The sequence below is a fragment of the Alteribacter populi genome, assembly GCF_002352765.1.
GTDB classification, from domain to species: Bacteria; Bacillota; Bacilli; order Bacillales; family Salisediminibacteriaceae; genus Alteribacter; species Alteribacter populi.
The window spans coordinates 708,684-733,713 of sequence record NZ_KZ293963.1; the positions used below are offsets into that span (position 1 = coordinate 708,684).

Here is a 25,030-nt window from a genome sequence, read left to right on the forward strand (position 1 = left end):
AACACTATTTGTTAGGGGGGAAGTTATGAACGGTACCTTTTCTGCTATTTTGTTAGCTGCAGGAAAATCTACTCGGATGGGAAGACTAAAAGGCTTATTACCATGGATGGGGAAAACACTAATTGAATATCAGTTGGATCAGCTAACGCACTCCAAAATAGAAGACATTGTCGTAGTCCTTGGGCATCGTGCAGAACAATATAAGCCTATACTGAAACCTTATAAGGTGAAAATAATCGTAAATGAAGATTATCATGATGGAAAAAGCAGTTCTATTCGTAAGGGGATAAAAGGAACAGAACCGCATTCAAAAGGTATATTTATAGCTGCAGTGGACCAACCTGTGCCGTTTACAGTGTTCGATTCTGTCGCTCTTCACCAGGAAAAATACGATTCGATGATTACTGTTCCCTTTTATAATGGAAAACGAGGACACCCTGTATTATTTTCCAAACAATTAAAGGGAGCATTACTTAATGTTAATGAAGAAACATTTGGACTCCGTAAGGTTATGGCAGACAACAAAAATCAAGTGTCGGACGTTCATGTTCGGGAACATGCCATAACTTTAAATTTAAACACAATAGCAGCCTATGAGCAAGCATTAAAAATGCACAAAAATGATAATTAAATATTCAGAATATATTGATTTATTAATCAAATACTATATAATTCTTTATAAGGGACATGAACTCGATCATTCGGTTCAGTTTTCTGGAAATAGACTCGGTTGCTTAGCCTTTGTTAACGGAGGTTAGTGAAGCCACAGATGAGAGAAACTTCTTCATCTGTGGCTTTTTTATACTTTAAGAAAGCTTAGCTTCACTAAAGGAATAAGTATAAACGCAACTAAGGCTTCCTCCATTAAGGGTTGGCAGCAAGCCAAGTTCTCTTTAATGGAATATTTTCCTTTGCTAGAGTTCTTTGTCATGCAAATTTAACCGAAAGGAGAGGTGTAGGGAAAAAGGGGTAATGACGTATGTATCTGCATTCAAAAACAGAAAGCACATAATTTTAATAAGGAGGAAATTATGCCTGCTAAAACTGTTCACTATCCGTGGTATAAAAAAGAAGATACTGATGCGTTTTTTGCTTTATTTCAAAATAATATAGCCAACTTTGTTGTTATTTCCATTACGATGCTTGCCATGGGATTTCCGACAAGCATTGTATTCGGGCAAGTGATCCCAGGTGCTGCTGTAGCAGTACTTTTTGGTAATTTGTATTACGCTTATTCTGCTAATCGCTTAGCACAAAAAGAAGGAAGGACGGATGTTACAGCACTTTCTTACGGGATTAGTACTCCTGTTATGTTTATTTTCCTTTTTGGTGTGTTACTACCGGCAATCACGATAACAAATGATCCTCAACTGGCCTGGAAAATTGCTGTGGCAGCGTGTTTTATTAGTGGTTTAATTGAAGTGATCATTAGTTTTGCCGGTAGGTGGATACAAAACAATTTACCGCGAGCAGCGATGCTTGGTGCCCTGGCCGGGGTAGCCTTAACTTTTATTGCAGGTGAAATGCTGTTTAGTACATTCGAAATGCCTGTTGTAGGCTTAGTAGTATTAGCGATCATCCTTGTCGGGATTATTGGAAAAGTTACCATGCCTTTTAAAATTCCTGCCTCTTTATTTGCTATCGTGATCGGAACTGTTCTGGCTTATGCCCTGAGCCAAGCGGATATTAATCAAATAACTGATGGGTTATCTTATGTTGGCTTCTATCCATTTTTACCAACGATAGCAGCCTTTGAAGGTATGAGTTACCTTTTTGGCACGATGATTGCGGTTTTTGCAGTCGTTCTTCCGATTACGATATATAACGCGATTGAAACGCTGAATAACGTAGAAGCAATGGATGCTGCCGGTGACAAATACGATGTTAAAGAGTGTCAAGCGGTTGATGGTGTAGGGACAATGATCGGGGCAATGTTCGGAGGCCTGTTCCCAACCACGGTTTACATGGCTTCTGTAGGTTCAAAATGGATGAAAGCAGGCAGAGGCTACAGCATTTTGAATGCCGTTGTCTATGCACTTACAGCCATGTTTGGATTAATTGCCGCGATGTCTGCCATTATCCCGGTAGCCGTTGTCGCGCCTATTCTCGTATTTGTTGGAATATCAATGATCGCAACCTCATTTCAGGCTAACCAATCGAAATATTATCCAGCAGTTGCAGTTGCAATGCTCCCGTATTTTTCGAATTACTTAATGACAAGATTCAATAATGACGCAGGGGAGGTAGTAGCAGGAGTTTCAACGGGGATTGTGCCGTTAGGTCAAGGAGCTATGTTTACAGGGATTATATTAGGAGCGATTACCGTATTTATTATTGATGGGAACTACAAAAGAGCAGTCATTTTCTCATTAATCGGTGCTGCTTTTTCCTTTACCGGATTAATGCATGCACCTGAATTGGCATTTAATGCTGCACCGCAGTTTTCGATTGGCTATTTGATCATGGGTATGTTCTTCCTTTTTTATGCTTTTCAAAATATTAAGGTAGACCAAAACCAAGATCAAGATATTGCAAAGTAAAAGTCGTTACGAATGAGGTTTTAAGAGGAGGACAAAGTAAATTTTAACTGTTTGATTAACGGATTTCATATAATTTCGACGGCTAGGTCGAAAGTTTCTACCGGGTAACCCTGACTATGAAATCTAAGAGTACTGCACCATGACTAGTATATACATTCATAGGAGGGGGTACCTTTGACTAAAATCTTGATTAAAAATGCTGAAATTATAACCATGAATCCTCAAGACGACATCATTTACGGAGACCTATTAATTGAAAATGATCATATTGCGAAGGTGGATCAAAATATTGAGGAAAACAATATTGATAAAGTCATTGATGCTCGTAATAAGACGATCATACCAGGGTTTGTTCAAACACATATTCACTTATGTCAGTCATTGTTTCGAGGGCAAGCCGACGATTTAGAATTGATGGACTGGTTACAGAAAAAAATCTGGCCATTAGAAGCCTCCCATGATGAAGAATCCAGTTATTATTCAGCCATGCTTGGGATCGGTGAACTTATTCAAAGCGGGACAACTACCGTAATCGATATGGAAACAGTCCATCATGCTGATTTCGCTTTTCAAGCCATCGCCCAAAGTGGAATGAGAGCATTCAGTGGGAAAGTCATGATGGATAAAGGAAATGAAGTTCCTAAACGACTCCAAGAAAAAACAGAAAAGTCACTTCAACAAAGTGTCGATTTACTTGAAAAATGGAATGATTACGATAATGGCAGAATTCAATATGCTTTTTGTCCCCGGTTTGTTGTCTCCTGTACAGAAGACTTATTAACGAATGTTCGAGATCTTTCGGCTCACTATAATGTCAAAGTTCATACTCATGCTGCTGAAAATAGGGGAGAAATTGAAATTGTTGAAAAGGAACGCGGCATGAGAAATGTAGTATACCTTGATCACATTGGATTAGCGAACCCTCGATTAATATTGGCTCACTGTGTATGGCTGAATGAGGAAGAAAAAGAAATCATTAAAGGGAGAGGTGTGAAAGTCAGTCATTGTCCTGGCTCTAACCTGAAGTTAGCTTCAGGTATAGCTGAAGTACCAGATATGTTAGCAAAAGATATGATGATCAGCTTGGGGGCAGACGGAGCTGCTTGTAATAATAACTTAGATATGTTTAATGAAATGAGATTAGCCGCTCTCATCCAGAAACCACAACACGGCCCAACTGCAATGGATGCCAAGTCGATTTTTCGGATGGCGACAATAGGAGGAGCCACGGCAGTCGGCTTAGAAGATGAGATTGGCAGTCTTGAAGTGGGCAAGAAAGCAGACTTGTCCATACTGAACCTTAATGACTTTCATGTGTATCCTTCTTTTGGTGTCGACCCGATCTCGCGTATTGTTTATTCGGCGACGCGAGCAGATGTTGAGACTACGATCATTAATGGAAGGGTCGTGTTGGACAATCGAAAACTAACGACGATAGATAAAGATCTCGTCCTTTATGAATCTAATAAATCGATTCAAAGACTATTAAAACGGTTACCTAACATCCAATACAGTGAGACTGAAAAATCTAACGTAACAAAACCGAACTTTGGATGAAAGGAAGTAAGACGTTCATTGCTTAGAGGGTGCCCAAGAGGTTAAAGCAACCTATTGGTTCACCCTTTTCTTTTAATTTTTTAAATGACCACATGAAATAATAACCTCCAACTAATACTACAATTAAGAAGGAGGCATTCATGAGACTTATATATTTACCCATCATATTGCTCATTTTCTCACTCATAAATATAAACACTCCTGACATATTAACTGTAACATTTGAAGGAGAAACGATCGCAACTGTTAACAAATCGGAATATACAGACCCTTTGTTCGGTAAAACGATGGTAGATGCAGATAAGTATCGCGAACTTGTCGAATCAATTGATCAGGAAGTTGATGAAGACCCCGTCAATGCAATGATAGATGAACATGGGCGTGTAATTTCTGAACATGTTGGTTACAGGTTAGATCGCCAAGCATTCAAAGAGTCATTTTTCAATTATTTTTATAGTAATGGGAACACTGAAATAGAAGCACCTAGGTTAAAAGTCTACCCGAAAGTTGACAGTGAGTTACTTGCCCATATTCGTGTACAAGAAATCGGTCATTACATAACGTATTTTAATTCAAATAACAAGGAACGATCACATAATATCGCCCTTGCTACAGAAGCAATCAATAACCACGTTGTTTTTCCTGAAGAGACGTTTTCATTTAACGGAACGGTCGGAAAGAGAACGATTAAAAGAGGTTATTTACCCGCTCCAATAATCGTAAGAGGGGAATTAGCTGAAGGGATTGGTGGCGGAATTTGTCAAGTATCGTCAACATTGTTTAATGCCGTTGATCATGCAGGTTTGAAAATCGTTCAAAGATACGCCCACAGTAAACGCGTCCCTTATGTTCCACCTGGACGAGACGCAACCGTAAGCTGGTACGGCCCTGATTTTATATTTAAAAATAAACATAATCAGCCTGTCCTGATTCGAGCACAAATAGTTGGAGGCCAAGTCATTATCAGGATTTACTCCTCAGAAACGATTAATTACGAACCACGAAATGTTCCTGACGCTCCAAATCAGGTTCCAAAAGAAATCATCGTAGGTAAATTATTTTAAAATACTCCTCTCATAATGAAAGCTTAAATTAATTAACTGTCAATAACAAATATAACACCGTCTGAATAAATCCAGACGGTGTTATATTGCGATTTAAGTTCATGATTATGATTCGGGATTCCAGCTAAATTTTTCGGAATTTAACTTACGTTATGCATATTCTGAAACGTTAGCTAAACTTTTACACTAACCAAATGAAGTAACAAAGGAAGATAACAAAAAGTACATACATTAGAGGGTGGACATTTTTATATTCGCCCTTCACGACTTTTAAGATTGGGTAAGTGATAAACCCTAAAGCGATCCCAGTAGCAATACTATACGTTAACGGCATTGCAATGATAGTAACAAAAGCGGGAATCGCATATTCTAGTTCTTTCCACTTAATAGAACCTAATGCTGATGCCATGAGTACTCCAACTATGATGAGCGCAGGTGCTGTCACTTGACTAGTGACAACTTCCAATAATGGAGAGAAAAATAAGAATAGTAAAAACAAACCGCCCGTCACAATTGAAGCAAACCCCGTACGTGCTCCAGCAGCAACTCCGGCTGAAGATTCAATGTAAGAGTTTGTCGTTGAAGTACCAAAGATTGAACCAACCACTGTTGCAATCGCGTCAGTCCCAAGTGCAGCTTTAGCACGAGGAAGCTTATTATCTTTTATGAAACCAGCCTGTGTCGCTACAGCAATCAGTGTTCCGGCCGTATCAAAAAAGTTAACGAATAAAAAAGTAAAAATAACGGTGAGTAACTCAGGTGACAACACATCTGGTACAGACATTATCGCTACGCCAAAAGTTGGTGCTAAACTAGGAATAGCAGAAATGATTTGCGAAGGTATCGGGATTAAGCCAAAAATCATCCCGGCACCTGCTGTCAATATCATTCCATAAAAGATTGCCCCATGAAACCCACGTACCATGAAAATCGCAGTCATGACAAAACCGAATATAGCTAATACAGTCGTAGGAGCTGTAAGGTTGGCTAACGTAACCACAGTGTCTTCACTTGCAGTAACAATACCTGCATTTTGTAATCCGATAAACGCGATAAATAATCCGATCCCAGCCCCAGTTGCCATTTTCAGCTGAGCGGGTATGGCATTGATGATTTTTTCTCTAATTTCCGTAATTGATAGAATAAAGAAGATAATCCCTGAAATAAACACTCCGGCTAATGCTGTTTCCCAAGGAATTCCCATTCCAATGACAACACTATAGGCAAAAAATGCATTTAATCCCATTCCCGGAGCTAATGCAATCGGATAATTGGCCCATAAAGCCATAAGAAAACATGCAAGAGCTGCCGATAAACCAGTAGCAACAAAAACCGCCCCGCTGTCCATACCAGCATCACTTAAAATCGCCGTATTAACAAACATCACATACGACATAGCCATAAAGGTTGTTAGCCCACCGATCGATTCTCTTTTATAGCTTGTATTCGATTCACTAAAACCAAAATACCGCTCAATCCTGCTTTCCTGTTTCATCTTTGGTTCTAAACCTGGCTCCACATTTATCCCCTCCTAAATAAAAATGAAAGCCGCAGTCGAGAAGAAGTTTCTTCTCATCTGCGGCTTCTAAAAACCTCCGTTAACAGAGGTATAGCAACCCATACATCGTAAGCAAAATAAAAGCGATGTAATCGCTTTCACCTCGTTAAAGTAAATTATATTCAAAATAATCTGACAAGTCAATGGTTGGATAAATGAATGAATGCTTAAATTCCTACACTATAACACCCTTGACTTTTTGGTAAATTATAAATATTATGATAATTAATAGACTTTTTTTTGCATGGCAAGGGAGCTGTGTGAAGATCATTCATCCATGGAATTATTTATGGAAATGGCTTCACATGGCTCTTTTTATTTGGCTCCTTTCGCATAGATTGTTGTTTTAAATTGATAAATCGAAGGAGCGAAAGGCGGCGAATCCAGCAGGAAAGGCAAAAGCTGAAGACCTCGGAGTGAGATAGAGTTTGCGAACGAGAAGGCTGAAACGTTGCCCGCGGCAAAGAAGACACCGTGAATTCGTACAAAGTGAAAGAAGAACGGATGTCGCACTTGTGCCCTGGGGTGAAAGCGTCCACCTGTAGTGGATTCGAGCGCTGATCTTATCAAAAAGCAACAATCTTTTAGAAAACAGCTTTTTATTTTTACTAGGAGGTTATCATGTTGAAAACGATCACATTCAAAGTTAACGGAAGGGAAATGAAGGTAAACTGTCCTTCAAGTAAAACTTTACTTGACGTATTGCGTGATGATTTAGATTTGACCGGGAGTAAGGAGTGCTGTGGAAAGGGAGAGTGCGGAACTTGTTCAGTACTTATGAATAATGAAGCCGTTTGTTCTTGCTTAGTATTAGCGGGTCAAGTCGAAGGAGAAGAAATTCTTACAGTTGAAGGAATTGGTACTACTTCTTCAATGGATGTCTTACAGGAAGCTTTTGTTGCCGAAGGAGCTTCTCAATGTGGTTATTGTACACCAGGGTTTATTGTTGCTGCACGGGCATTTCTAAATCGAATCGAGAAAGTACCAACAATTGAAGACATTCAAGAGGAAATGGCAGGTAACTTATGTCGGTGCACCGGCTACACCAAAATAACTAAAGCCATTCAAACTGCAGCAATCCGACTTCTTTCACCTTCCACCGAAAAGCATACAATCAGTTCAGGAAGGGTGTCATCATAATGAGAATATCTGAAATTGATATGGTCTCGCCTAAGACATTAGATGATTGTTTGACTGTTTTATCTGACTCAACACAAGATGTCCGTTTACTAGCTGGAGGAACGGACGCAGTTGTTCGCTTGAAGGAGGGACACTGGAGACCAGCACTTTGGGTCAATATTAAAGGGGTAAAAGAATTACGTTATATTCGTGAAGAAGAAGATGGCATTCATATAGGTCCGCTCACTACACATACCGACATCGTTCATTCTTCTCTCTTACAAGAAAAAGCCGACGTTTTGGTTCATGCAGCAAGTGAAGTAGGTGCCACCCACATTCGCAATATGGGGACAATAGGTGGTAATTTAGGAACAGCTTCACCTGCTGGTGATACCATTCCTCCTCTCTACGTTTTAGATGCGGTAATCGAACTTTCTTCAGTAAATGGAAAAAGGAAAGTAGCTATTGAAGATTTCTTTAACGGTCCAGGAAAAACGGTTCAACAAAAAACAGAGTTGATCAGTAATATTATCATCCGGCCTCAATCTGCTAATGAGATCGGCATTTTCGAGAAACTTGGACCGCGTAAGGCGCAAGCAATTAGTATTGTCGATGTAGCAATCTCGTTGAAGATGAGCACAAATGAACGAGAATGTTTAGGAGGAAAGATCGCTTTTGGATCTGTGGCCCCGACCATTATTCGTGCACACAAATGTGAATCAATACTAAAGTTACAGGCACTGGATGATGAGGCGATTGAAAATTTAGCGACAATAGCCTGGAAGGAAGTAGCCCCCATTAGCGACCTGAGAGCAACGGCCGGCTACCGTCGAGACATGGCTAGCTCTTTGTTGGCAAGAGGGTTACATCGATTAATGATGAGGTGGGATAACAGATGACATTACCTAAAGAAAAAACAACATGGGTAGGGAGTAGGGTCCCACGTATAGATGGACCTGAGAGAGTGACCGGTGAATTAAAATATATGACTGATTATCATTATGAAAACATGGTTTGGGGCAAGGTGCTTCGGCCTCCATACCCTTATGCCAAGATTAAAAAAATGAATACAACGAAAGCTAAGAGTCTACCTGGAGTGATTGCGGTTCTGACGTACGAAGACATCCCCGGTTTTAATGGGTTTGGCATCGTCGTACCAGATCAGCCTGTTTTATGTGAAGACGTTGTACGGACTACCTCTGATGCTGTCGCGTTAGTTGCAGCAGAAACTGAAGAAATCGCTGAAGAGGCTTTAGATCTGATTGAAATCGATTATGAACCTCTCCAAGCGGTTACTGATACAGAATTTGCTCTTTCGGATGATTCTCCAAAATTACATCCAGATGGCAACATACATAGCCACGTAACAATTTCAAACGGTGATGTAGAAACAGCATTTAAGGAAGCTGATATCGTCTTCGAGAACACCTTCCACTCTCCTAGGCAAATGCATGCGTTTATCGAAACAGAAGGGGGATGGGGAATACTTGAAGCGGATGGAACATTAACGATCCGCTGTCCTGGTCAGTATGCATATCGAGACCGCTTACAAATTGCTCGTGCCTTAGCTTGGAACCCGTCCCGTATCAGGGTAGTTTCGAGTCCCGTTGGAGGTGCGTTTGGTGGAAAAGACGAAATTACCATCCAAATTTATTTAGCCTTGCTCGCTCTTCATACTAACGGGCGCCCTGTGAAAATTCACTACAGCCGTGAAGAATCCGTCATCGCTGGTATGAAAAGACATCCATTCAAAGTAGAAATGAAAACGGCTGCTAAAAAAGATGGCACATTGATAGCGAATCAAGTCAGGGCTATCGCTGATACGGGAGCCTATGCTTCTCTTGGAGGAGCGGTTATCAGCCTAGCCATTGAGCATTCGTGTGGCCCTTATAAAATTCCAAATGTTGACCTAGAAGGCTATTGCGTTTACACCAATAATGGAGTAGCAGGAGCTTTTAGAGGCTTTGGTGTAAATCAAGTATGTATGGGAATTGAGACCCATTTAGATATGATCGCAGAAGAAATTGGTATGGATCCAATAGAGATCCGAAAGAAAAATGTCTACCACCAAGGAGAGGTATCCAGCTTGGGGCATGTTGTAAAAGGAAGCGTCGGTACTTGGAAAACACTTGATGTAGCCGAAAAATGTGATTTGTGGGTGAACCGAGATAAGTATAAAGCTGAAGGGAAGGAACCTTGGAAAAAAAGAGGGGTTTCAATTGCAACTTCTTTCCATGGAGTAGGTATGGGAATTGGCTTGCCTGATTATGGATCTGCTTCAATTGAATTACTTCATGACGGTCGATTTGAAGTCAGTGTAGGCTGTGAGGAAATAGGAGGCGGTAATGGCACCGTTTATGCTCAAGTGGCAGCGGAAACGCTGAACTGTGATGTTACTTATATAGATATCGTGCAAGGAGATACTTCAAAGACGATGGATGGCGGGACAATTACCGCGTCTCGATCCACTTACACTGGAGGGAGAGCAGTTGCCACTGCAGCACCTCATATGTTGAATTTACTAACAAAAACAGCTGCCGGAATATGGGGAGTCGATGAAACAGATGTGAGTGTAGGAAAACAAAAGGTTGTACTAAAGAGCAAAGATCGTCCTAATGATTCTTTATCCTACGCACAAATTTACGACTTTTTATATGAACACCGCCTGGAAACAAGAGTTGAAGGACATTTCATCCTCCCAAAAGAAAAGAAAGCGATTAAAGGTTCAGGTGGAGCTCCTCATCATATTTACGGGTATTTAACTCATGTAGTGATGGTGGAAGTAGATACATTGACCGGTGAAACTGAAGTAATCAAAGTAGTTTCTATCCCAGATGCAGGGAGGGTCATTAATCCTCAAGGTTTGGAAGGGCAAGCTGAAGGCGGTGCCGTAATGGGAATAGGTTATGCCCTCTATGAAGATACCATTATGGAAAACGGCGTTCATAAGACCACGAACTTTTCCGACTATATTCTTCCTACCATGAAAGACTGTCCGCATATTGAAACTCTACCTGTAGAAGAGCTAGAAGCGACAGGACCTTTTGGAGCAAAGGGGATTGGGGAAGTAGTTATGATTCCTATTATTCCAGCCACGATATCTGCGATTCATGATGCTATTGGTGTAAGAATCAATCATTTACCAGCAACTCCGGAACGAGTTTATCAAGCGATAAAAGCTCTACGAGAAAAAGAATCCAAATCTAATGAAGAAAAAGTGATGTAAATGCTATCAGAAGAATTGGTACAGAAGCTTTCCAAATCGATAGAAAAAAGAATAAATGTCGCGTTAATTACGGTAACAAAGCACCCTGATATAGAAATAGTTGGGAGCCGGTCACTACTTTGGGATGACGGTACTCTGTTTCATGGTAGTCCTATATCTGTTCCGCTTTCTGAACCATTTATAAATCATGGAATACCATTAATGACAAAGAAAAAAACCAAGTCGATTCAGTTTGAATGGCAATCCAATTTTATTGAGTGTTATGTAGAAATGTATGAAGCGCCCCCTCATTTGATTATCACGGGTGCCGGTCACGTAGGTGAACCTGTTGCCAAATTAGGGAAAATGCTGAATTTCTATGTAACGGTGGTTGATGACCGCACTGAATTCGCTAATCAAAAGAAATTTCCTGATGTGGATGAAGTGGTCTGTTGTGACTCTTTTCTCTCTTATTTCAACAATGTTCCTATATCTTCACGGACATATGTATTACTTTTAACACGTGGACATCAATTTGATGTTATGAGTTTACAAGAGTTATTAAAACGAAAGGAGAGCGCGGGGTATATTGGGATGATCGGCAGCAGAAGAAGAATTGCTGGCGTCTTTGAACAACTGAGAGATGATTTTCCTGATGAAACCTTTGATAACATTTTTACACCAGTTGGAATAGACATAGGAGCACAAACTCCTGAAGAAATTTCCGTTAGTATTATGGCAGAGATACTAAAAGTAAAAAACAACACGTCAGGACAATCGTTAAGTGAGAGTATTCGTCGGTTAGCAAAGCTAGGTTTTAAATAGTACGGTTCCTGTTATAAAGGAAGGAGGAAAGAGTTATGACAGACTTGGATTTTTTTAACAAAGTAGTATGTCTTCGCAAACTAGATCAACCTGCAGCTTTAGCTACTGCAATTCGTACGAGAGGCTCGACTCCAAGAAAAACAGGAACAAAAATGCTAATTTACTTGAATGGTCAAATTGAAGGAACGATAGGGGGTGGTTGTGGAGAAGCAGAGGTCATTGAAGAGGCCTATAACGTGATACGAAAAAAACTCCCGACGCATTATACCGTCGATTTAACATCTGGTATTTTGTACGAAGATGGCGGGATATGCGGCGGCACGATGGATGTGTTTATTGAACCAATATGTAAGGAAGGGTAACGGTAACAGGGAAAGGTTCAGTAATAAATGAATAAAGCGAGTGATAATTGTGGGAGAGTTCGTAAAAGGTACGACGCCGAAGGAGCAAGCCCTTTACCAAGGGGTTAATCTCTCAGGTACAAGGAACCGCAATTTGACGCACCTCTGGAGAGAGCGAATTAGCCACCAAAGGGGAATATTCTTTACCTAATGTAAAGAATTCAAACTCTCAGGTAAAAGGACAGAGGAAAGGAGAAGTCAGCGCCTTTCCCTGTCTTTTTTGTGTCTAAAATACAAATCTTTAAGGAGGCAATACAAATGGCTTTACATGTAAACGATCCGGAATTATTTAACTCAATTACAAAGGAAGAAAAAAGGCAAAAATCAACATTGGAATTAATCGCTTCAGAAAACTTTGTGAGTGAGGATGTCATGCAAGCGATGGGTACGGTTTTGACAAATAAATATGCTGAAGGCTATCCAGGAAAACGATATTACGGCGGGTGTGAACATGTTGATGTTGTGGAAAGGCTGGCTATAAACAGGGTAAAAAACCTTTTCAATGCACAGTTTGCCAATGTCCAGCCACATTCCGGAGCTCAAGCTAATACAGCGGTGTTTTTCTCTCTTTTACAGCCTGGTGATACAATTATGGGAATGAATTTATCCCACGGCGGTCACCTTACGCACGGGAGTCCTGTCAGTATCTCCGGTAAATGGTTTAAAGTTGCATCGTATGGTGTAGACAAACAAACTGGACGTATAGATTACGACCAAGTGGAATCGATAGCATTAAAAGAGAGGCCAAAATTAATAATAGCAGGAGCGAGTGCATACACACGAACCTTGGATTTTAAAGCCTTTGCAGAAATCGCTCGTAAAACGGGGGCGACTTTCATGGTGGATATGGCCCACATAGCCGGTCTTGTAGCCACTGAGCACCACCCTTCACCTCTTCCGCATGCCGATGTTGTCACAAGTACAACTCACAAAACCCTTCGTGGGCCAAGAGGAGGGGTCATTTTAAGCAATGATGAGCTACAAATTAAGAAAATGAATAAAGCCATTTTTCCTGGCATTCAAGGTGGACCAATGATGCATATCATTTCTGCAAAAGCCGTTGCTTTTAAAGAAGCAATGCAAGATCGTTTTAATGATTATATTAATCAAGTCGTCGTAAACGCATCTACACTTGCTAAAACGTTAAAGGATGAGGGCTGCGAGCTCGTTGCAGGAGGAACGGATAATCACCTTATCCTACTGGATGTTCGCCCTTGTGGCCTAACTGGAAAAATGGCAGAAGAATACCTTGACGAATCAGGAATCACCACCAACAAAAACACGATCCCTTTTGATCCTGAAAGCCCTTTTATCACTAGCGGTATCCGTATTGGAACCTCAGCTCTTACTACAAGAGGTATGAAGGAAAAAGAAATGGAGATCATTGGACATATAATAGCAAACGTTTTAAAAAGTCAGGGTGAAACAAAAATCATAGAAGAATCAAAGGGAATAGTAAACGACTTGTGTTCAAAATTCCCGTTATTTGCATATGACCAACCAGACAGTATAAAGGTGAAAGCTTAATATTAGAACTCAGTACTTTTGATTAAGGAAGAGCTCCTCTTTTGTAAAAAGAGAGGGGCTTTTTTATATTTCAAAGTTGAACCTTTGTGTCTTTTTTATTAGAATAATTACGAATATATTAGCAATTTACTCACGATTGACTTCTTTTGACCACCTTGATTTACTTTTTTCAAAGCATTCAGACTTTCGAAACTTAGTTTTTGAAGAGTTATTCATAGAAGAAAAAGATATTTCCGTTTATTTTCACGAATAATCTGAATTATCTGTATTGACTATATTGTAAAAAAAGTATATGATGTATTTAAGTTGATAGCAATGGGGCTACAACTACTGAAATTATAAATTTAAGTTGATTACTATCATCAAATAGTTTGGCATGGCAAGGGCGCTGTGTAGAGATTAGTGTATTTATTACACTCTTTACATTGTGCCCCTTTTATTTTATTTGAAATGTGGTGAACAAATGGAGAAATGTGCGTTAATTGTGATCGATTGTATTAATGACTTTCTAGTAAATGAAGAGTGCCCTCTCTTCTGCTCTGAAGGTGAAAAGGCAGTCGGTGGCATTAAAGAAGCAATCGATCTGTTTCACAACCAAGACCAGCAAGTTATTTTTGTAAAGGATGCTCATCGAAAAAATGACGGTGACTTCATTGTCCGTCCTAACCACGGAATAAAAGGAACCTGGGGGGCAGAAGTTGTAAAGAGTCTTCAACAAAAAATGGTAAATAATGACTATATTATTGATAAACGCCGCCACAGTGCCTTTTCTTATACTGATTTAGATTTGTTTTTAAGAGAAGAAAAAATTGAACACGTCGTTCTAATCGGGGGGTGGACGAATACGGGAATTAGAAGTACAGCATCCGACGCTTTTCATCAAGCCTATAAAGTGACTGTACTCAGCAATTGTTGTTATTCACAAACTGAGGAAATGCACCAGGCAGGATTAGTGGATATTCGCCTGTTTGGTCAAGTTATGACCTTAGAAGAATTCAACGGTGTCATTTGTTAACCTGTAAAGTTGAAACATCAGAGGGTATAGTGGGGCGATGGGATGAGAGAGATATACCTTTTCATGCACGATAACAATTTGAAAAAAGAACTTGCGCAAAAGTTGCAACAATTAGGTTATCGAGTTAATTGTCCAAACGATCAGGAGTATTCCTTTAATTTGGACAGCCATTTATGTATTGCTGATTCACACTATTTAATGCATCATTCTTTACATTGTCCTTATGTGATTCTATATACTGATATAATCAATGACCAAGCCTTGGATTTAATCAAAAAACATTCGTGTACAGGGTTTATCGGACTTGATTATTGTCATATATCTCTTCAATCGGTTATTGAGGTAGCATCTTTTAAAATTAAGCAGTTAGAAAAAGTACACAAAGAAAACCGGAAATTAACGAGAAAACTACAAGATCGAAGAATAATTGAAAAAGCAAAGTATTTACTCGTAAAAAGATCTCGGATTTCAGAAGAGGAAGCTTATGAAAGAATGCGTTCTGAAGCGATGAACCAGCAAAAAACGTTACGAAGTATCGCAGATTTGATCTTAATTAACGAAGAATAACTCTGTTTCACAACACCAACCTATATGGGAGGGAAACCATGGAGGAAGCAACTATAGCAGTACCGTCGTTTAGTTCTCTCAAAAAACAGATCTCTCAACTTTATAACAAAGTTAATCAGGAGATGTATGGGATAGGGGTAAAAAAACAAAGAATAGAGATTTTCCAAAACTCGGTTATTATTTTTAGTGAACATAAACGGGTTCCCGCATTAAACGTCATAAGCAACAAGTACCCTGAATTAACCATTTCAACCGATGCGGCACTAGTAAGCGAATTTAAACAACGAATAAAAGATCAAATTGAAAATAGTTTTCAAGAAAAAGTACTTACCGTTTTAAAAGACTTTGATCCTAAAACCGAACAAGCGTTTACAGTCATCCAATTCGAAAAAGTCATTAGTCCAAACTGAGAATGATAATTTAATAGATTGATTGAAGGATAATAATTGCGAATGAATCGCTTTTGTTTTCCTTACGAAGTAATAGTCGGTCGCTTATACTCTGTTAAACGGAGAAATAAGAAACCGTAGATGTAGAAGGGATTTGAATGCCCTTTTATTATCTACGGTTTTTTATATATAAAAAGGTATTCAAAACTAACTATCTACTATGAACATAGGAAGGGGATTTGTATGGATTTAATACTTAAAAACGCTCATATTCCACAAGGAGACAGGAAGGTACTGACAAATATCCTTGTCGATCAAGGAACCATTGTTGGATTTGTAAACTCCATTGATCACCTACAAGCAGATAACGTGATTGATGTACAAGAGAAATTAGTCGTTCCAGGCTGCATTGACCCGCATACCCACTTCATGGATCCAGGCTTTACACATCGTGAAACATTCGCTACTGGCAGCATGTCTGCAGCTGCTGGGGGGTTGACTGCCCATATTGACATGCCATGTTGCAGTAAACCGTCCGTACGAGACGGAGAGAGCTTTCAAAAGAAGCTCGCACCTATTAAGGATCAAGCGTATATCGACTACTGCTTTTGGGGTGGGATGACTGGAGAAGACGTCCGAGAAGGTTGGCTCGATAACGTATGGCCACAAGTAGAAGAAGGCGTTGTTGCTTTTAAAGTTTATATGACACCTTCTGTTCCAACGTTCCCTAAAGTAACTGACGCTGAAATGCTGGAAATATTTCATAAAGTAGCGGAAACTGGCTTACCTGTTGGGGTCCATGCTGAAAACTTTGACCTTTGTGACTTCTATACGGAAAAACTGAAAAATGAAGGACGGTTAGATAGTCCGGCGTGGGCTGAAGCACGAAATTCCCTTGCTGAAAAAGTCGCAATTCAACTTATTATCAGCTTTGCAGAGGCAACAGGGGCACGTGTCCACGTTGTTCATATGAGTACAAAAGAAGGCGTTGAATTAGTTAGGGAAGCTAAAAAACGAGGTGTCCAGGTAACATCTGAAACCTGCCCACACTATTTGATGTTAAATGCTGAAGAAGCCATGACGAAATTTGGTACCTTTGCGAAAATTGCTCCTCCGCTACGCGAGAAAGAAGACAATGTCATTCACTGGGAAGCATTAGAAGATGGCACCATTGATTTTGTGGGCACAGACCATGCTCCATATGAGATTGCTACTGAGAAAAAAGCGCCAGATTCTGATGTTTGGAACAGCTTTCCTGGTATTCCTGGAGTTGAAACCATGGTTCCAATTCTCGTGAGTGAAGGGTTAAATAAAGGCAGGTTATCGTTATCTCGCTTTGTAGAAGTGACAAGCCGCAACGCAGCCATTCATTACGGCATTTATCCTAAAAAAGGAGCAATAGAAATTGGCAGTGATGCCGACTTCACGATCATAGACCTCGAGCGTGAATACAAAATTGATCAAGAAAAAACGTATTCAATGGCAAAGTACAATCCTTTACACGACCTAGAGTTAAAAGGAAAACCAGTTCAGACAATTGTACGAGGGAAGCTTGTATACGATGAGGATAACGGCGGAATAGTCGGTGATGCAGGTTATGGTGAGTACGTCAAACGTCAAAGTACACAAGAGTTAGATAGAACCTTAAAGTATTAAAAAATCTCACGCTAAGAAAATTTTCAAATATATATGAATAAACACTTTACCGGAGGGATGTAAACGTGGAATTAAAAGGGAAAAAGCACGCGATCGTTGTTATTGATATGTTGAATGACTTTATAGGACCAAAAGCAGCTCTTCGCTGTGAGAGTGGAGAAACAATAGTACCAAATATTCGGCAAGCTGTTGATTTTGCTCATGATCACAATATTCAAGTGATCTTTATTCAAGAAGCTCACCGAAAAAATGATGCTGATTTTCGAGTCAGACCTGTTCACGCAATCAAAGGAACATGGGGACACGAATTTATTCCAGAACTCACACCTGATGAAGAAGCTGGTGACTATGTTGTTCAAAAAAGACGGCACAGTGCCTTCAGCTACACGGATATGGATTTATTTCTCAGAGAAGAGCAAATCGATACTGTCGTATTAACAGGTGTATGGACGAACGTATGTGTCAGAAGTACCGCATCAGATGCACTATATCACGGCTATAACGTAATTTGTCTAACAGATGGCACAGCCTCTCAAGATGAAGACATGCATCGTTCTGGATTGAGAGATATTAATTTGTTTGGAGAGATCATGTCTACTGATGAATATATCGAAGCCGCTAAAAAAACAGCGAATCAATCTTCATTAACCTAATTGTCAAGAGGGGATTAATATGCGAATCGTTGTAGGAATCACAGGAGCAAGCGGATCTTTGTATGCTTATACATTGATCCGTGCTCTTCACCAATTAGATGTTGAAACTCACGTCGTCGCTACTGAAATGGGAGAGAAAGTGTTGCAATTTGAGTGTGGCATTAAGATGGATGAAATTAAAAAATATGCTGAGGTAGAAAGCAATAAAAACCTGTTTGCCCCTATTTCGAGTGGTTCATTTAAGACAGATGGGATGGTTATTGTTCCCTGTTCGATGAATACATTAGGGGCTATCGCAAATGGCGTAGGTGATACATTATTAAGTCGTACGTCAAGTGTCGCGTTAAAAGAAAGGCGGAAATTGATTGTTGTGCCCCGGGAAAGTCCAATAACACTCATACACATTAACAATATGAAAGCCTTAGCTGAATCAGGAGCTGAAATCATGCCAGCTTCTCCAGGATTCTATCACCGCCCGCAAGAAATCTGGGAACTGGCAAACTTTATGGTAGCAAGAATACTTGATGCGTTTGATCTCGATCATCAACTGCTTCCTCGTTGGGGGGAAAAGTTATGAGCGCAGTAACAATGAGAGATTTGCTTAAAGAATGGGAAGCAAGAGACATTTTAAAACGCATAAGAAAAGAGGTAGATCCCAAATATGAACTAGGAGCAGTCATTAATTCTTGTGAAGGAAAGCAGCCTTTTCTATTTGAGAAAATTAAAGGCTATGAATCTCAAATGGCTGCTGGCTTAGGAGGAGATCGAGAATTAATGGCAGATAGTATTGGTGTTAAGTCTCGTGATTTAGTTCCTAAAATTATTCAGTCTATTGTTGATCCTATCCCAACTACAAAAGTAGGAACAGGACCTGTTCAAGAAAATGTTGTTTTAGATCCTTTTGAACTTGACGAACTCTTTCCAATACCGGTATTTCATGGTGAAGACTCTGGAGGATATTATGTTTCTGGAATATTAGTCGTAAAGGATATCTCAGGCCGAAAACGGTACACCTCGATTCGACGAATGCAATTTTTAGAAGGAAACAAAACAAGTATTTTAATTACCTCGCCCGAATTAAACGAACAATTTGCCCATTATGAGGAACGAGGAGAGCCGATGGATATAGCCGTAATGTTTGGGGTTGTACCAGCGGTAGTCCTCAGTTCTCAAATCAGTACACATTTATACCATACTGATAAATTAGATGTAGCTGGAGCACTATTGGGAGAATCATTAGAAGTGGTCGACTGTTTGACAGTTGATCTTGAAGTTTTAGCTGAAGCAGAGATTGTATTAGAAGGTAAAATGGTTCCTAACATCCGTGAACCTGAAGGACCGTTTGGCGAACTGGCTGGTTATTACGGCGAATGTTCCCCCCAGCCGATTGTAGAGTTTTCGGCTATTACTTATAGAAATGATGCAATTTCGCAGACGATTTTCCCATCAAGTTTTGAAGAAAGATTACCCATGGGACTCGTTAGAGAATCATATATATATAGTGCGGTCCGTCAAGTCGTACCAGGTGTAAAGGCTGTTCACGTCTCAATGGGTGGAGTAGCCCGTTATCATGCCGTGATTCAAATCGAAAAAACATTAGAAGGTGATGGAAAGCAAGCTGCACTTGCAGCATTCACTGGAGATAAGGATTTAAAACATGTTGTCGTTGTCAATCATGACGTCGATATTTTTGACCCTGAAGATGTAGAATGGGCGATTGCAACAAGGGTTCAAGCTGATCAAGATGTGTTTATAGTCCCAGGAGCTAACGGCTCTCCTTTAGAAGCCTCTCATAACATGAGGGGAGTGACAGCCAAAATGGGAATTGATGCGACATACCCTCTTCATGCAGCTCATCAATTTAGACGAACATCAATTCCATTTAAAGAAATCGACCTTAAAGATTATTTATAACTGGTGTTCAATTAGATTTTTTGAACTACCGAGATAGGAGAGGTTAAAAGTGGAAGCAATCGGCATGGTTGAAACGAGAAGTTTAGTCGCTGCGCTGGAAGCTTTAGATACGATGACCAAAGCAGCGAATGTGCAGTTAGTCGATTTAAAAAAAGTAGGATCAGGTATCGTTACCGTTATTGTAACAGGTGATGTGGCTGCAGTTACATCCGCTGTAGAATCCGGAAAAACAGCTCACAATCGAACGGGTGGGGAGTTGATTTCAGCAAACGTGATCCCTCGTCCTCACACGGATTTGAGTAAGATTTTATAGTAGGAGGTCATTAACGTGTCAGAATTCATGAAGCATGTAGTAGAAGATGTTCTAAGACGCAGTACTCCTTCATCAGGTAATGTAAAGCTATCAAGCACTCAAACTAAGCGTAATACTGATGTATCTGCTAAACCTGTAAATTCAGAAAATGTAATAAATAATATACAACGCCCTAACTACCAACAGCAAAAACAAAAAGAACGTCTAAAGGTTTTAAGAAGTGAGCATCACTCATCCAAATATCAGAACAAAACAATGAATCAGCCTGTTGATCGTTCATCTAAGTATACAAAAGACTCTCTTTCTAAGCTGATTAAAGTAACTTTAAGTGAAGGAAAGAATAGTGCTGAGAACGGAAGAACGACCGTACACAGCAATACAGCGTCCCCTAAAAAAGCGGCTCAGTTCATAGGGAAATCAAAAGACGGCACTAGTGTGTGGCACTTTCCTGAAGTGCATGAGCAAATGAAAGGTATGTTTAACGGAAACGTACAAGCAAGCAATGTTGGGGTAGTTTCTTCAGAGCTATGTTCTCCTGGACAGCTGTTTATAGTAGACGAAACGTTAAAGGCATTCCCTGACATGCACTATCATTTGGAGTGGGACAAGTCGCAGAAACAGGGATTTATTCTGGAATTATACTTACAAGATGAAACCCGTATGGTTCAAGTCTTAAATAAAATTTACCAAACGATTAATCGTCACTCAATGACAAAGATTGAAAGCCATACTACACTTCACCCAAGTGCTTGGCTATTACAAAAGTTAGATTTAGACAACTCCTATAACAGGATAGCTGTGTTAGAAGGCTTACCTTATTATGATAGCTTCGGACTTATCGACCGCTACATAAGTCAAAGTCCTAAGAATACTCTAACCTATAAAATTGAAGCTTGTTACCTCGCACTTATGGGCAGTGATCAGGTTGTGTCCAATGCTATACAACAGTTAAAAAAAGAAGCAAATCGATACCTTGATGTGAGGTAAGGAGGGTAGATGATGAATACTTATGCTTTAGGACTAATCGAAACTGTTGGATATACGTCAGCCATCTCTGCTGCAGATGCTGCTCTAAAAGCCGCTGATGTAGAACTTATTGCACTAGAAAAGGTGATTGGTGCTGGAGGTGCTATAAGCGTAACCATTCACTTGAGTGGTGATGTTGCAGCAGTTTCTTCAGCTGTAGAAACAGGAGAAAAGGAGTGTAACCGCGTGGGAAAAGTAATATCCGCTCATGTCATCCCTCATTCACATCCTGAAGTGGGTGAAAAGCTGTTAAAGAATTTTAGCCTTCCAGACGTTAAAAACGAGACTCAAACATCAACAAAGAACAAAAAATTGAAAGAAAAACCGGCCGGGCGGAAAGCTACGAGCAAAAAACAGGAAGAGAAAAAGGCCACAAACAATAAGGAAAAGGATACTCCTAAAACAGATGATGATCAAGTTTAAGTAAATGAAATTGACCAAGGATTAAACACACTTGAAGGAGGATATAAAATGGGCGAAGCGTTAGGAATGGTTGAAACTAAAGGTCTTGTAGGTGCTATTGAAGCTGCAGATGCGATGGTAAAAGCTGCGAATGTTGAAGTATGCGGTTATGAAAAGATTGGTTTTGGGTTAGTGACAATTATGGTTCGTGGAGATGTTGGTGCTGTAAAAGCTGCAACAGATGCAGGAGCAAGTGCTGCAAGCAGAGTAGGCGAGCTTATTTCCGTTCATGTAATCCCAAGACCACACAGTGAAGTTGAAAGAGTATTAATGAATAATAAAGGAGAATAAAGGTGAATCAAAAAACGCAGAGTTCAGTGGTCAATCACACTCTGTTAAACCTGTATTACAAGCATCAGCATGAAGAATTGAAGCAAGGTTATCCAAGAGTTCTGGCCCTTCTTTCTTATCACATGATTGGAGTGGAAGAAGGTTTCTCAAGTTTAAGAGAATTAAACCAACAAAAGGCTAGAGTTCAGATATGGCCGGATAACCTTGCAAAAAAATATTACAGTAAAAATCAAATTTTAACTCAAACCGGGATTGATGATTGGGTGTTTTCAGACCAAGAAGTGGAATTAATAAAACATCATTATCAACACCTCTTCATTCCCGTACTACCCTTTTCCCTTTTATCTGCCATTATCAGATATGAAGATCGTCAACCTTTTGTTCGACTTATATTATGGGCTTTGTTTGCTGGTGTTAAAGTTAGTGCTTTAACACTCGGAGCAGACCCATCCCATTCTGCTTGGAAAGAAAGACAGTTGGATCAGGGGGCAATGTATTTACAGCACGATATATCCCGGCAGCTCAATCAATTACGCAATATGGGAATTCAAGGTTTAGAGTTAAAAGATGTAGGTGAATGGCTTTATAAATCTCGCACCTCAAAAAAGAAACGAGTGTTAACTGAAAAAGACATTACAGACGCTCATCTGAAAAAAGAGAGCGAATTATATATACAAAAGGGATGTATTGTTACCCCTTTAGCATTGGATGTTGCTAAACAGTATAACATTGAACTAATTTTCCCTTCTTAAGGGTTGTTTTATCAAACCAGATATGAACTCAACATAAAAATTCGCTTAAGGGAGAAGGTCCTGTATGAATATGGGAATCGTTATTGGACGAATTACCGCAACAAGAAAGGATGAAAATCTGGTCGGTTTCAAGATTTTGATCACGCAACCAATTGATGTACAGGAAAACGCTACAGGACAAGCTTTGATTACCGTTGATATGGCGGGAGCCGGTATCGGTGAAAAGGTTATCTATGTATCGGGAAGTATGGCTTCACGGGCAACCCAAAACAAGGACGCTCCGGTTGATGCCGCCATTGTCGGTATTATCGATACGATAGACGTAGAAATGAAATTTGGAGGGAAGGATTAATGGATGCACTGAATATAAAAGAAGCCCTGCAGTGGCGAAAATTAATTGATACATTACTAGATAAAAATCAATTTGCAGATCTCGTACTTCAAGGTGGCTGTTTCATTAACGTTATTACAAGAGAACTATATGAGGCAGACATAGCAGTAAAAGGAGAGCATGTGCTACTTGTTGGAGATGCCGAGGAGCTAATAGGTCCTTCAACCAAAGTAGAAAATGTAAGTGGTAAGTTTGTCTCTCCAGGATTCATTGATTCCCATATGCACTTTGAAAGTGCGGTATTGACTGTCACAGAATTTTCAAAGCTTTCTCTTCCTACAGGAACGACAACGTTGATTGCTGACCCCCATGAAATTGGAAATGTCTTAGGAGTTAAAGGGATGCAAGCAATGATTGAAGAAGCTACGACACTGCCCCATCAAGTTTTTTATACCGTTCCCTGTCTCACACCCGATGCTCCCGGACTCGAAACGGCAGGATACGATGTGACTTCTAAAGACATGAAAACCTTATTGAATGATCCGTATGTTCAAGGGATCGGTGAGACCCAAGGATTTAGTAATGTTAACCCAGTTTATCAGCATGCTTCGGAGCTGATTGATGACCAACTGGCTTCTGTATCCTATGCCAAAAGCATTGGAAAGACTGTAGAGGGCAATGCTCCCGCCTTATTTGGTAAAGAACTTGCAGCTCATATTATTAGTGGTGGCACACATATTTCCTGTCATGAAACGACAACAAAAGAAGAAATGATTGAAAAATTACGGTACGGTGTGAGTGTCTTTATGCGCGAAGGTTCATCCCAACGTAACATGGCAGAATGTATTCGCGCAATTACCGAGGAAGGACTCGATTCCAGAAGAGCCATTCTCGTATCGGATGATATGGTTCCTGAAGACTTGCTAAAAGATGGTCATATGAACGATATCGTCAAAAGAACGATTGCCCAAGGAATTGATCCTGTAGAAGCCATTCAAATGGTGACCATTAATCCCGCTACTCACTTCGGTTTTCAAGATCTCGGTGTACTAGCTCCAGGGAAACGAGCAGACATCGCTGTTATTTCAGATTTAGAGCAGATGACGATTGATCAAGTGTATGTAGGTGGAAAGAAAATCGCTGAAAATGGTGAACTGACGATTGATATTCCAAGTTATACGTACCCAGAAACGGTTAAACAATCGATCAAACGTGAGCCAGTTAAAGAAGAAGATTTACACATTAACGTAAGTGATCGAAACAGAACGCATTCACATGCTACGGTTAGAGCCATTAAAGCTATACCAGATCAAAATCTGACAGGGACCGGAGAATTTAAATTAAATGTAACAAATGGTATCGTGCAGCCTTGTCTTAAGCAGGATGTTTTACCTCTCATGGTAGTGGAACGTCACGGAAGGTCGGGAAAGATAGGCAAAACCTTTCTCCATGGGTTTCAGCTCCAGTCCGGAGCCATTGCTGAAAGCGTTGCTCACGACACTCATAATATTATTGTTACCGGGACTAACTATGAGGATATGGTAACAGCTGTCAATCGCGTTATCTCCATGCAGGGAGGGATCGCAATGATCAAAGATGGCAAAGTAGTTGGTGACTTGCCATTGAGAATTGGCGGGCTAATGACAGATGAATTTACAGGAAAAGAAGTCAGCAAAAAAATAGCAGAGTTGCATTCGTTGGCTAAGGAAGAGCTCGGTTGCGGCTTCCATGTTCCATTTATGCATTTATCATTCTGGTCATTGGTGACTAGTCCTGAATGGAAAATTACAGACATGGGCTTGATCGAAGTTGATAAATTTAAAATTATTCCTACGATCATTGAATAAATGAGGTATTGATTTGAC

Annotated in this window: 25 protein-coding genes and 2 riboswitches; of the genes, 24 read left to right on the forward strand and 1 reads right to left on the reverse strand. The window is 40.0% G+C overall.

The features are described 5' to 3' along the window. Positions 1 to 25 precede the first annotated feature (25 nt). The 4 genes from CDZ94_RS03500 to CDZ94_RS03515 all read left to right on the forward strand — a co-directional run bounded on the left by CDZ94_RS03500 (position 26) and on the right by CDZ94_RS03515 (position 5,161). Positions 26 to 631 (forward strand): nucleotidyltransferase family protein, encoded by a 606-nt coding sequence (locus CDZ94_RS03500; protein ID WP_096435144.1) that lies wholly within the window; start codon positions 26 to 28, stop codon positions 629 to 631. A gap of 400 nt (positions 632 to 1,031) precedes the next feature. Next, positions 1,032 to 2,540: a SulP family inorganic anion transporter gene (locus CDZ94_RS03505; protein ID WP_096435145.1), complete on the forward strand. Its 1,509-nt coding sequence runs from the start codon at positions 1,032 to 1,034 to the stop codon at positions 2,538 to 2,540. 45 nt (positions 2,541 to 2,585) lie between these two features. Beyond that, a riboswitch (purine riboswitch) is annotated at positions 2,586 to 2,677 on the forward strand. A 37-nt stretch (positions 2,678 to 2,714) separates the two neighbouring features. After that, positions 2,715 to 4,097, forward strand: coding sequence for a 5'-deoxyadenosine deaminase (locus CDZ94_RS03510; protein WP_096435146.1), 1,383 nt, complete (start codon positions 2,715 to 2,717; stop codon positions 4,095 to 4,097). 140 nt (positions 4,098 to 4,237) lie between these two features. Then, positions 4,238 to 5,161 carry a VanW family protein gene (locus tag CDZ94_RS03515; protein WP_096435147.1) on the forward strand — a complete coding sequence of 308 codons (924 nt, stop codon included), beginning with the start codon at positions 4,238 to 4,240 and terminating at the stop codon, positions 5,159 to 5,161. 181 nt (positions 5,162 to 5,342) lie between these two features. Here the strand turns inward: CDZ94_RS03515 and CDZ94_RS03520 are convergent, their stop codons facing one another. Further along, entirely contained in the window at positions 5,343 to 6,638 is a 1,296-nt protein-coding gene (locus tag CDZ94_RS03520; RefSeq protein ID WP_157812143.1) for an NCS2 family permease, read from the reverse strand. Between the two features lie 702 nt (positions 6,639 to 7,340). On the opposite strand from CDZ94_RS03520, the gene CDZ94_RS03525 reads away from it, so the two are divergent. The 20 genes from CDZ94_RS03525 to ade all read left to right on the forward strand — a co-directional run bounded on the left by CDZ94_RS03525 (position 7,341) and on the right by ade (position 25,012). Then, positions 7,341 to 7,859, forward strand: a complete 519-nt coding sequence (locus tag CDZ94_RS03525; protein ID WP_096435148.1) for a (2Fe-2S)-binding protein — start codon at positions 7,341 to 7,343, stop codon at positions 7,857 to 7,859. After that, positions 7,859 to 8,737 carry an FAD binding domain-containing protein gene (locus tag CDZ94_RS03530; RefSeq protein ID WP_096435149.1) on the forward strand — a complete coding sequence of 293 codons (879 nt, stop codon included), beginning with the start codon at positions 7,859 to 7,861 and terminating at the stop codon, positions 8,735 to 8,737. Before CDZ94_RS03525 ends, CDZ94_RS03530 begins: the two co-directional genes overlap by 1 nt. Next, positions 8,734 to 11,064: a xanthine dehydrogenase family protein molybdopterin-binding subunit gene (locus CDZ94_RS03535; RefSeq protein WP_096435150.1), complete on the forward strand. Its 2,331-nt coding sequence runs from the start codon at positions 8,734 to 8,736 to the stop codon at positions 11,062 to 11,064. Before CDZ94_RS03530 ends, CDZ94_RS03535 begins: the two co-directional genes overlap by 4 nt. Beyond that, the gene (locus CDZ94_RS03540) at positions 11,065 to 11,868 is read left to right on the forward strand and encodes an XdhC family protein (RefSeq protein WP_096435151.1); all 804 of its coding nucleotides are present in this window, start codon (positions 11,065 to 11,067) and stop codon (positions 11,866 to 11,868) included. 35 nt (positions 11,869 to 11,903) lie between these two features. Next, on the forward strand, positions 11,904 to 12,230 hold the full coding sequence (locus tag CDZ94_RS03545; protein ID WP_096435152.1) for an XdhC family protein: 327 nt from the start codon (positions 11,904 to 11,906) through the stop codon (positions 12,228 to 12,230). A 40-nt stretch (positions 12,231 to 12,270) separates the two neighbouring features. Then, a riboswitch (glycine riboswitch) is annotated at positions 12,271 to 12,369 on the forward strand. Between the two features lie 158 nt (positions 12,370 to 12,527). Then, on the forward strand, positions 12,528 to 13,796 hold the full coding sequence (gene glyA / locus CDZ94_RS03550) for a serine hydroxymethyltransferase (protein WP_096435153.1): 1,269 nt from the start codon (positions 12,528 to 12,530) through the stop codon (positions 13,794 to 13,796). Positions 13,797 to 14,259: 463 nt separating this feature from the next. Then, entirely contained in the window at positions 14,260 to 14,811 is a 552-nt protein-coding gene (locus CDZ94_RS03555; RefSeq protein ID WP_096435154.1) for a cysteine hydrolase family protein, read from the forward strand. Positions 14,812 to 14,853: 42 nt separating this feature from the next. After that, positions 14,854 to 15,378, forward strand: coding sequence for an ANTAR domain-containing response regulator (locus CDZ94_RS03560; RefSeq protein ID WP_096435155.1), 525 nt, complete (start codon positions 14,854 to 14,856; stop codon positions 15,376 to 15,378). A gap of 38 nt (positions 15,379 to 15,416) precedes the next feature. Then, positions 15,417 to 15,788 carry a Na-translocating system protein MpsC family protein gene (locus tag CDZ94_RS03565; protein WP_096435156.1) on the forward strand — a complete coding sequence of 124 codons (372 nt, stop codon included), beginning with the start codon at positions 15,417 to 15,419 and terminating at the stop codon, positions 15,786 to 15,788. A gap of 222 nt (positions 15,789 to 16,010) precedes the next feature. After that, positions 16,011 to 17,423: a dihydroorotase gene (locus CDZ94_RS03570; RefSeq protein WP_096435157.1), complete on the forward strand. Its 1,413-nt coding sequence runs from the start codon at positions 16,011 to 16,013 to the stop codon at positions 17,421 to 17,423. Positions 17,424 to 17,488: 65 nt separating this feature from the next. Beyond that, entirely contained in the window at positions 17,489 to 18,076 is a 588-nt protein-coding gene (locus CDZ94_RS03575) for a cysteine hydrolase family protein (RefSeq protein WP_096435158.1), read from the forward strand. Positions 18,077 to 18,095: 19 nt separating this feature from the next. Further along, positions 18,096 to 18,653: a UbiX family flavin prenyltransferase gene (locus CDZ94_RS03580; protein ID WP_096435159.1), complete on the forward strand. Its 558-nt coding sequence runs from the start codon at positions 18,096 to 18,098 to the stop codon at positions 18,651 to 18,653. Then, on the forward strand, positions 18,650 to 19,990 hold the full coding sequence (locus CDZ94_RS03585) for a UbiD family decarboxylase (protein ID WP_096435160.1): 1,341 nt from the start codon (positions 18,650 to 18,652) through the stop codon (positions 19,988 to 19,990). Before CDZ94_RS03580 ends, CDZ94_RS03585 begins: the two co-directional genes overlap by 4 nt. 49 nt (positions 19,991 to 20,039) lie before the next feature. Beyond that, positions 20,040 to 20,303, forward strand: coding sequence for a BMC domain-containing protein (locus CDZ94_RS03590; RefSeq protein ID WP_280951822.1), 264 nt, complete (start codon positions 20,040 to 20,042; stop codon positions 20,301 to 20,303). Positions 20,304 to 20,318: 15 nt separating this feature from the next. Continuing rightward, positions 20,319 to 21,290: a hypothetical protein gene (locus CDZ94_RS03595; protein WP_096435161.1), complete on the forward strand. Its 972-nt coding sequence runs from the start codon at positions 20,319 to 20,321 to the stop codon at positions 21,288 to 21,290. A gap of 12 nt (positions 21,291 to 21,302) precedes the next feature. Then, on the forward strand, positions 21,303 to 21,752 hold the full coding sequence (locus tag CDZ94_RS03600; protein WP_096435162.1) for a BMC domain-containing protein: 450 nt from the start codon (positions 21,303 to 21,305) through the stop codon (positions 21,750 to 21,752). A 48-nt stretch (positions 21,753 to 21,800) separates the two neighbouring features. After that, positions 21,801 to 22,082, forward strand: coding sequence for a BMC domain-containing protein (locus CDZ94_RS03605; RefSeq protein ID WP_096435163.1), 282 nt, complete (start codon positions 21,801 to 21,803; stop codon positions 22,080 to 22,082). A gap of 2 nt (positions 22,083 to 22,084) precedes the next feature. Next, positions 22,085 to 22,834 carry a hypothetical protein gene (locus tag CDZ94_RS03610; RefSeq protein WP_096435164.1) on the forward strand — a complete coding sequence of 250 codons (750 nt, stop codon included), beginning with the start codon at positions 22,085 to 22,087 and terminating at the stop codon, positions 22,832 to 22,834. Between the two features lie 64 nt (positions 22,835 to 22,898). After that, positions 22,899 to 23,186 (forward strand): EutN/CcmL family microcompartment protein, encoded by a 288-nt coding sequence (locus tag CDZ94_RS03615; protein WP_096435165.1) that lies wholly within the window; start codon positions 22,899 to 22,901, stop codon positions 23,184 to 23,186. Further along, complete coding sequence (ade, locus tag CDZ94_RS03620) at positions 23,186 to 25,012, forward strand: adenine deaminase (protein WP_096435166.1); 1,827 nt, start codon at positions 23,186 to 23,188, stop codon at positions 25,010 to 25,012. Before CDZ94_RS03615 ends, ade begins: the two co-directional genes overlap by 1 nt. The last annotated feature ends 18 nt before the right edge of the window (positions 25,013 to 25,030 follow it).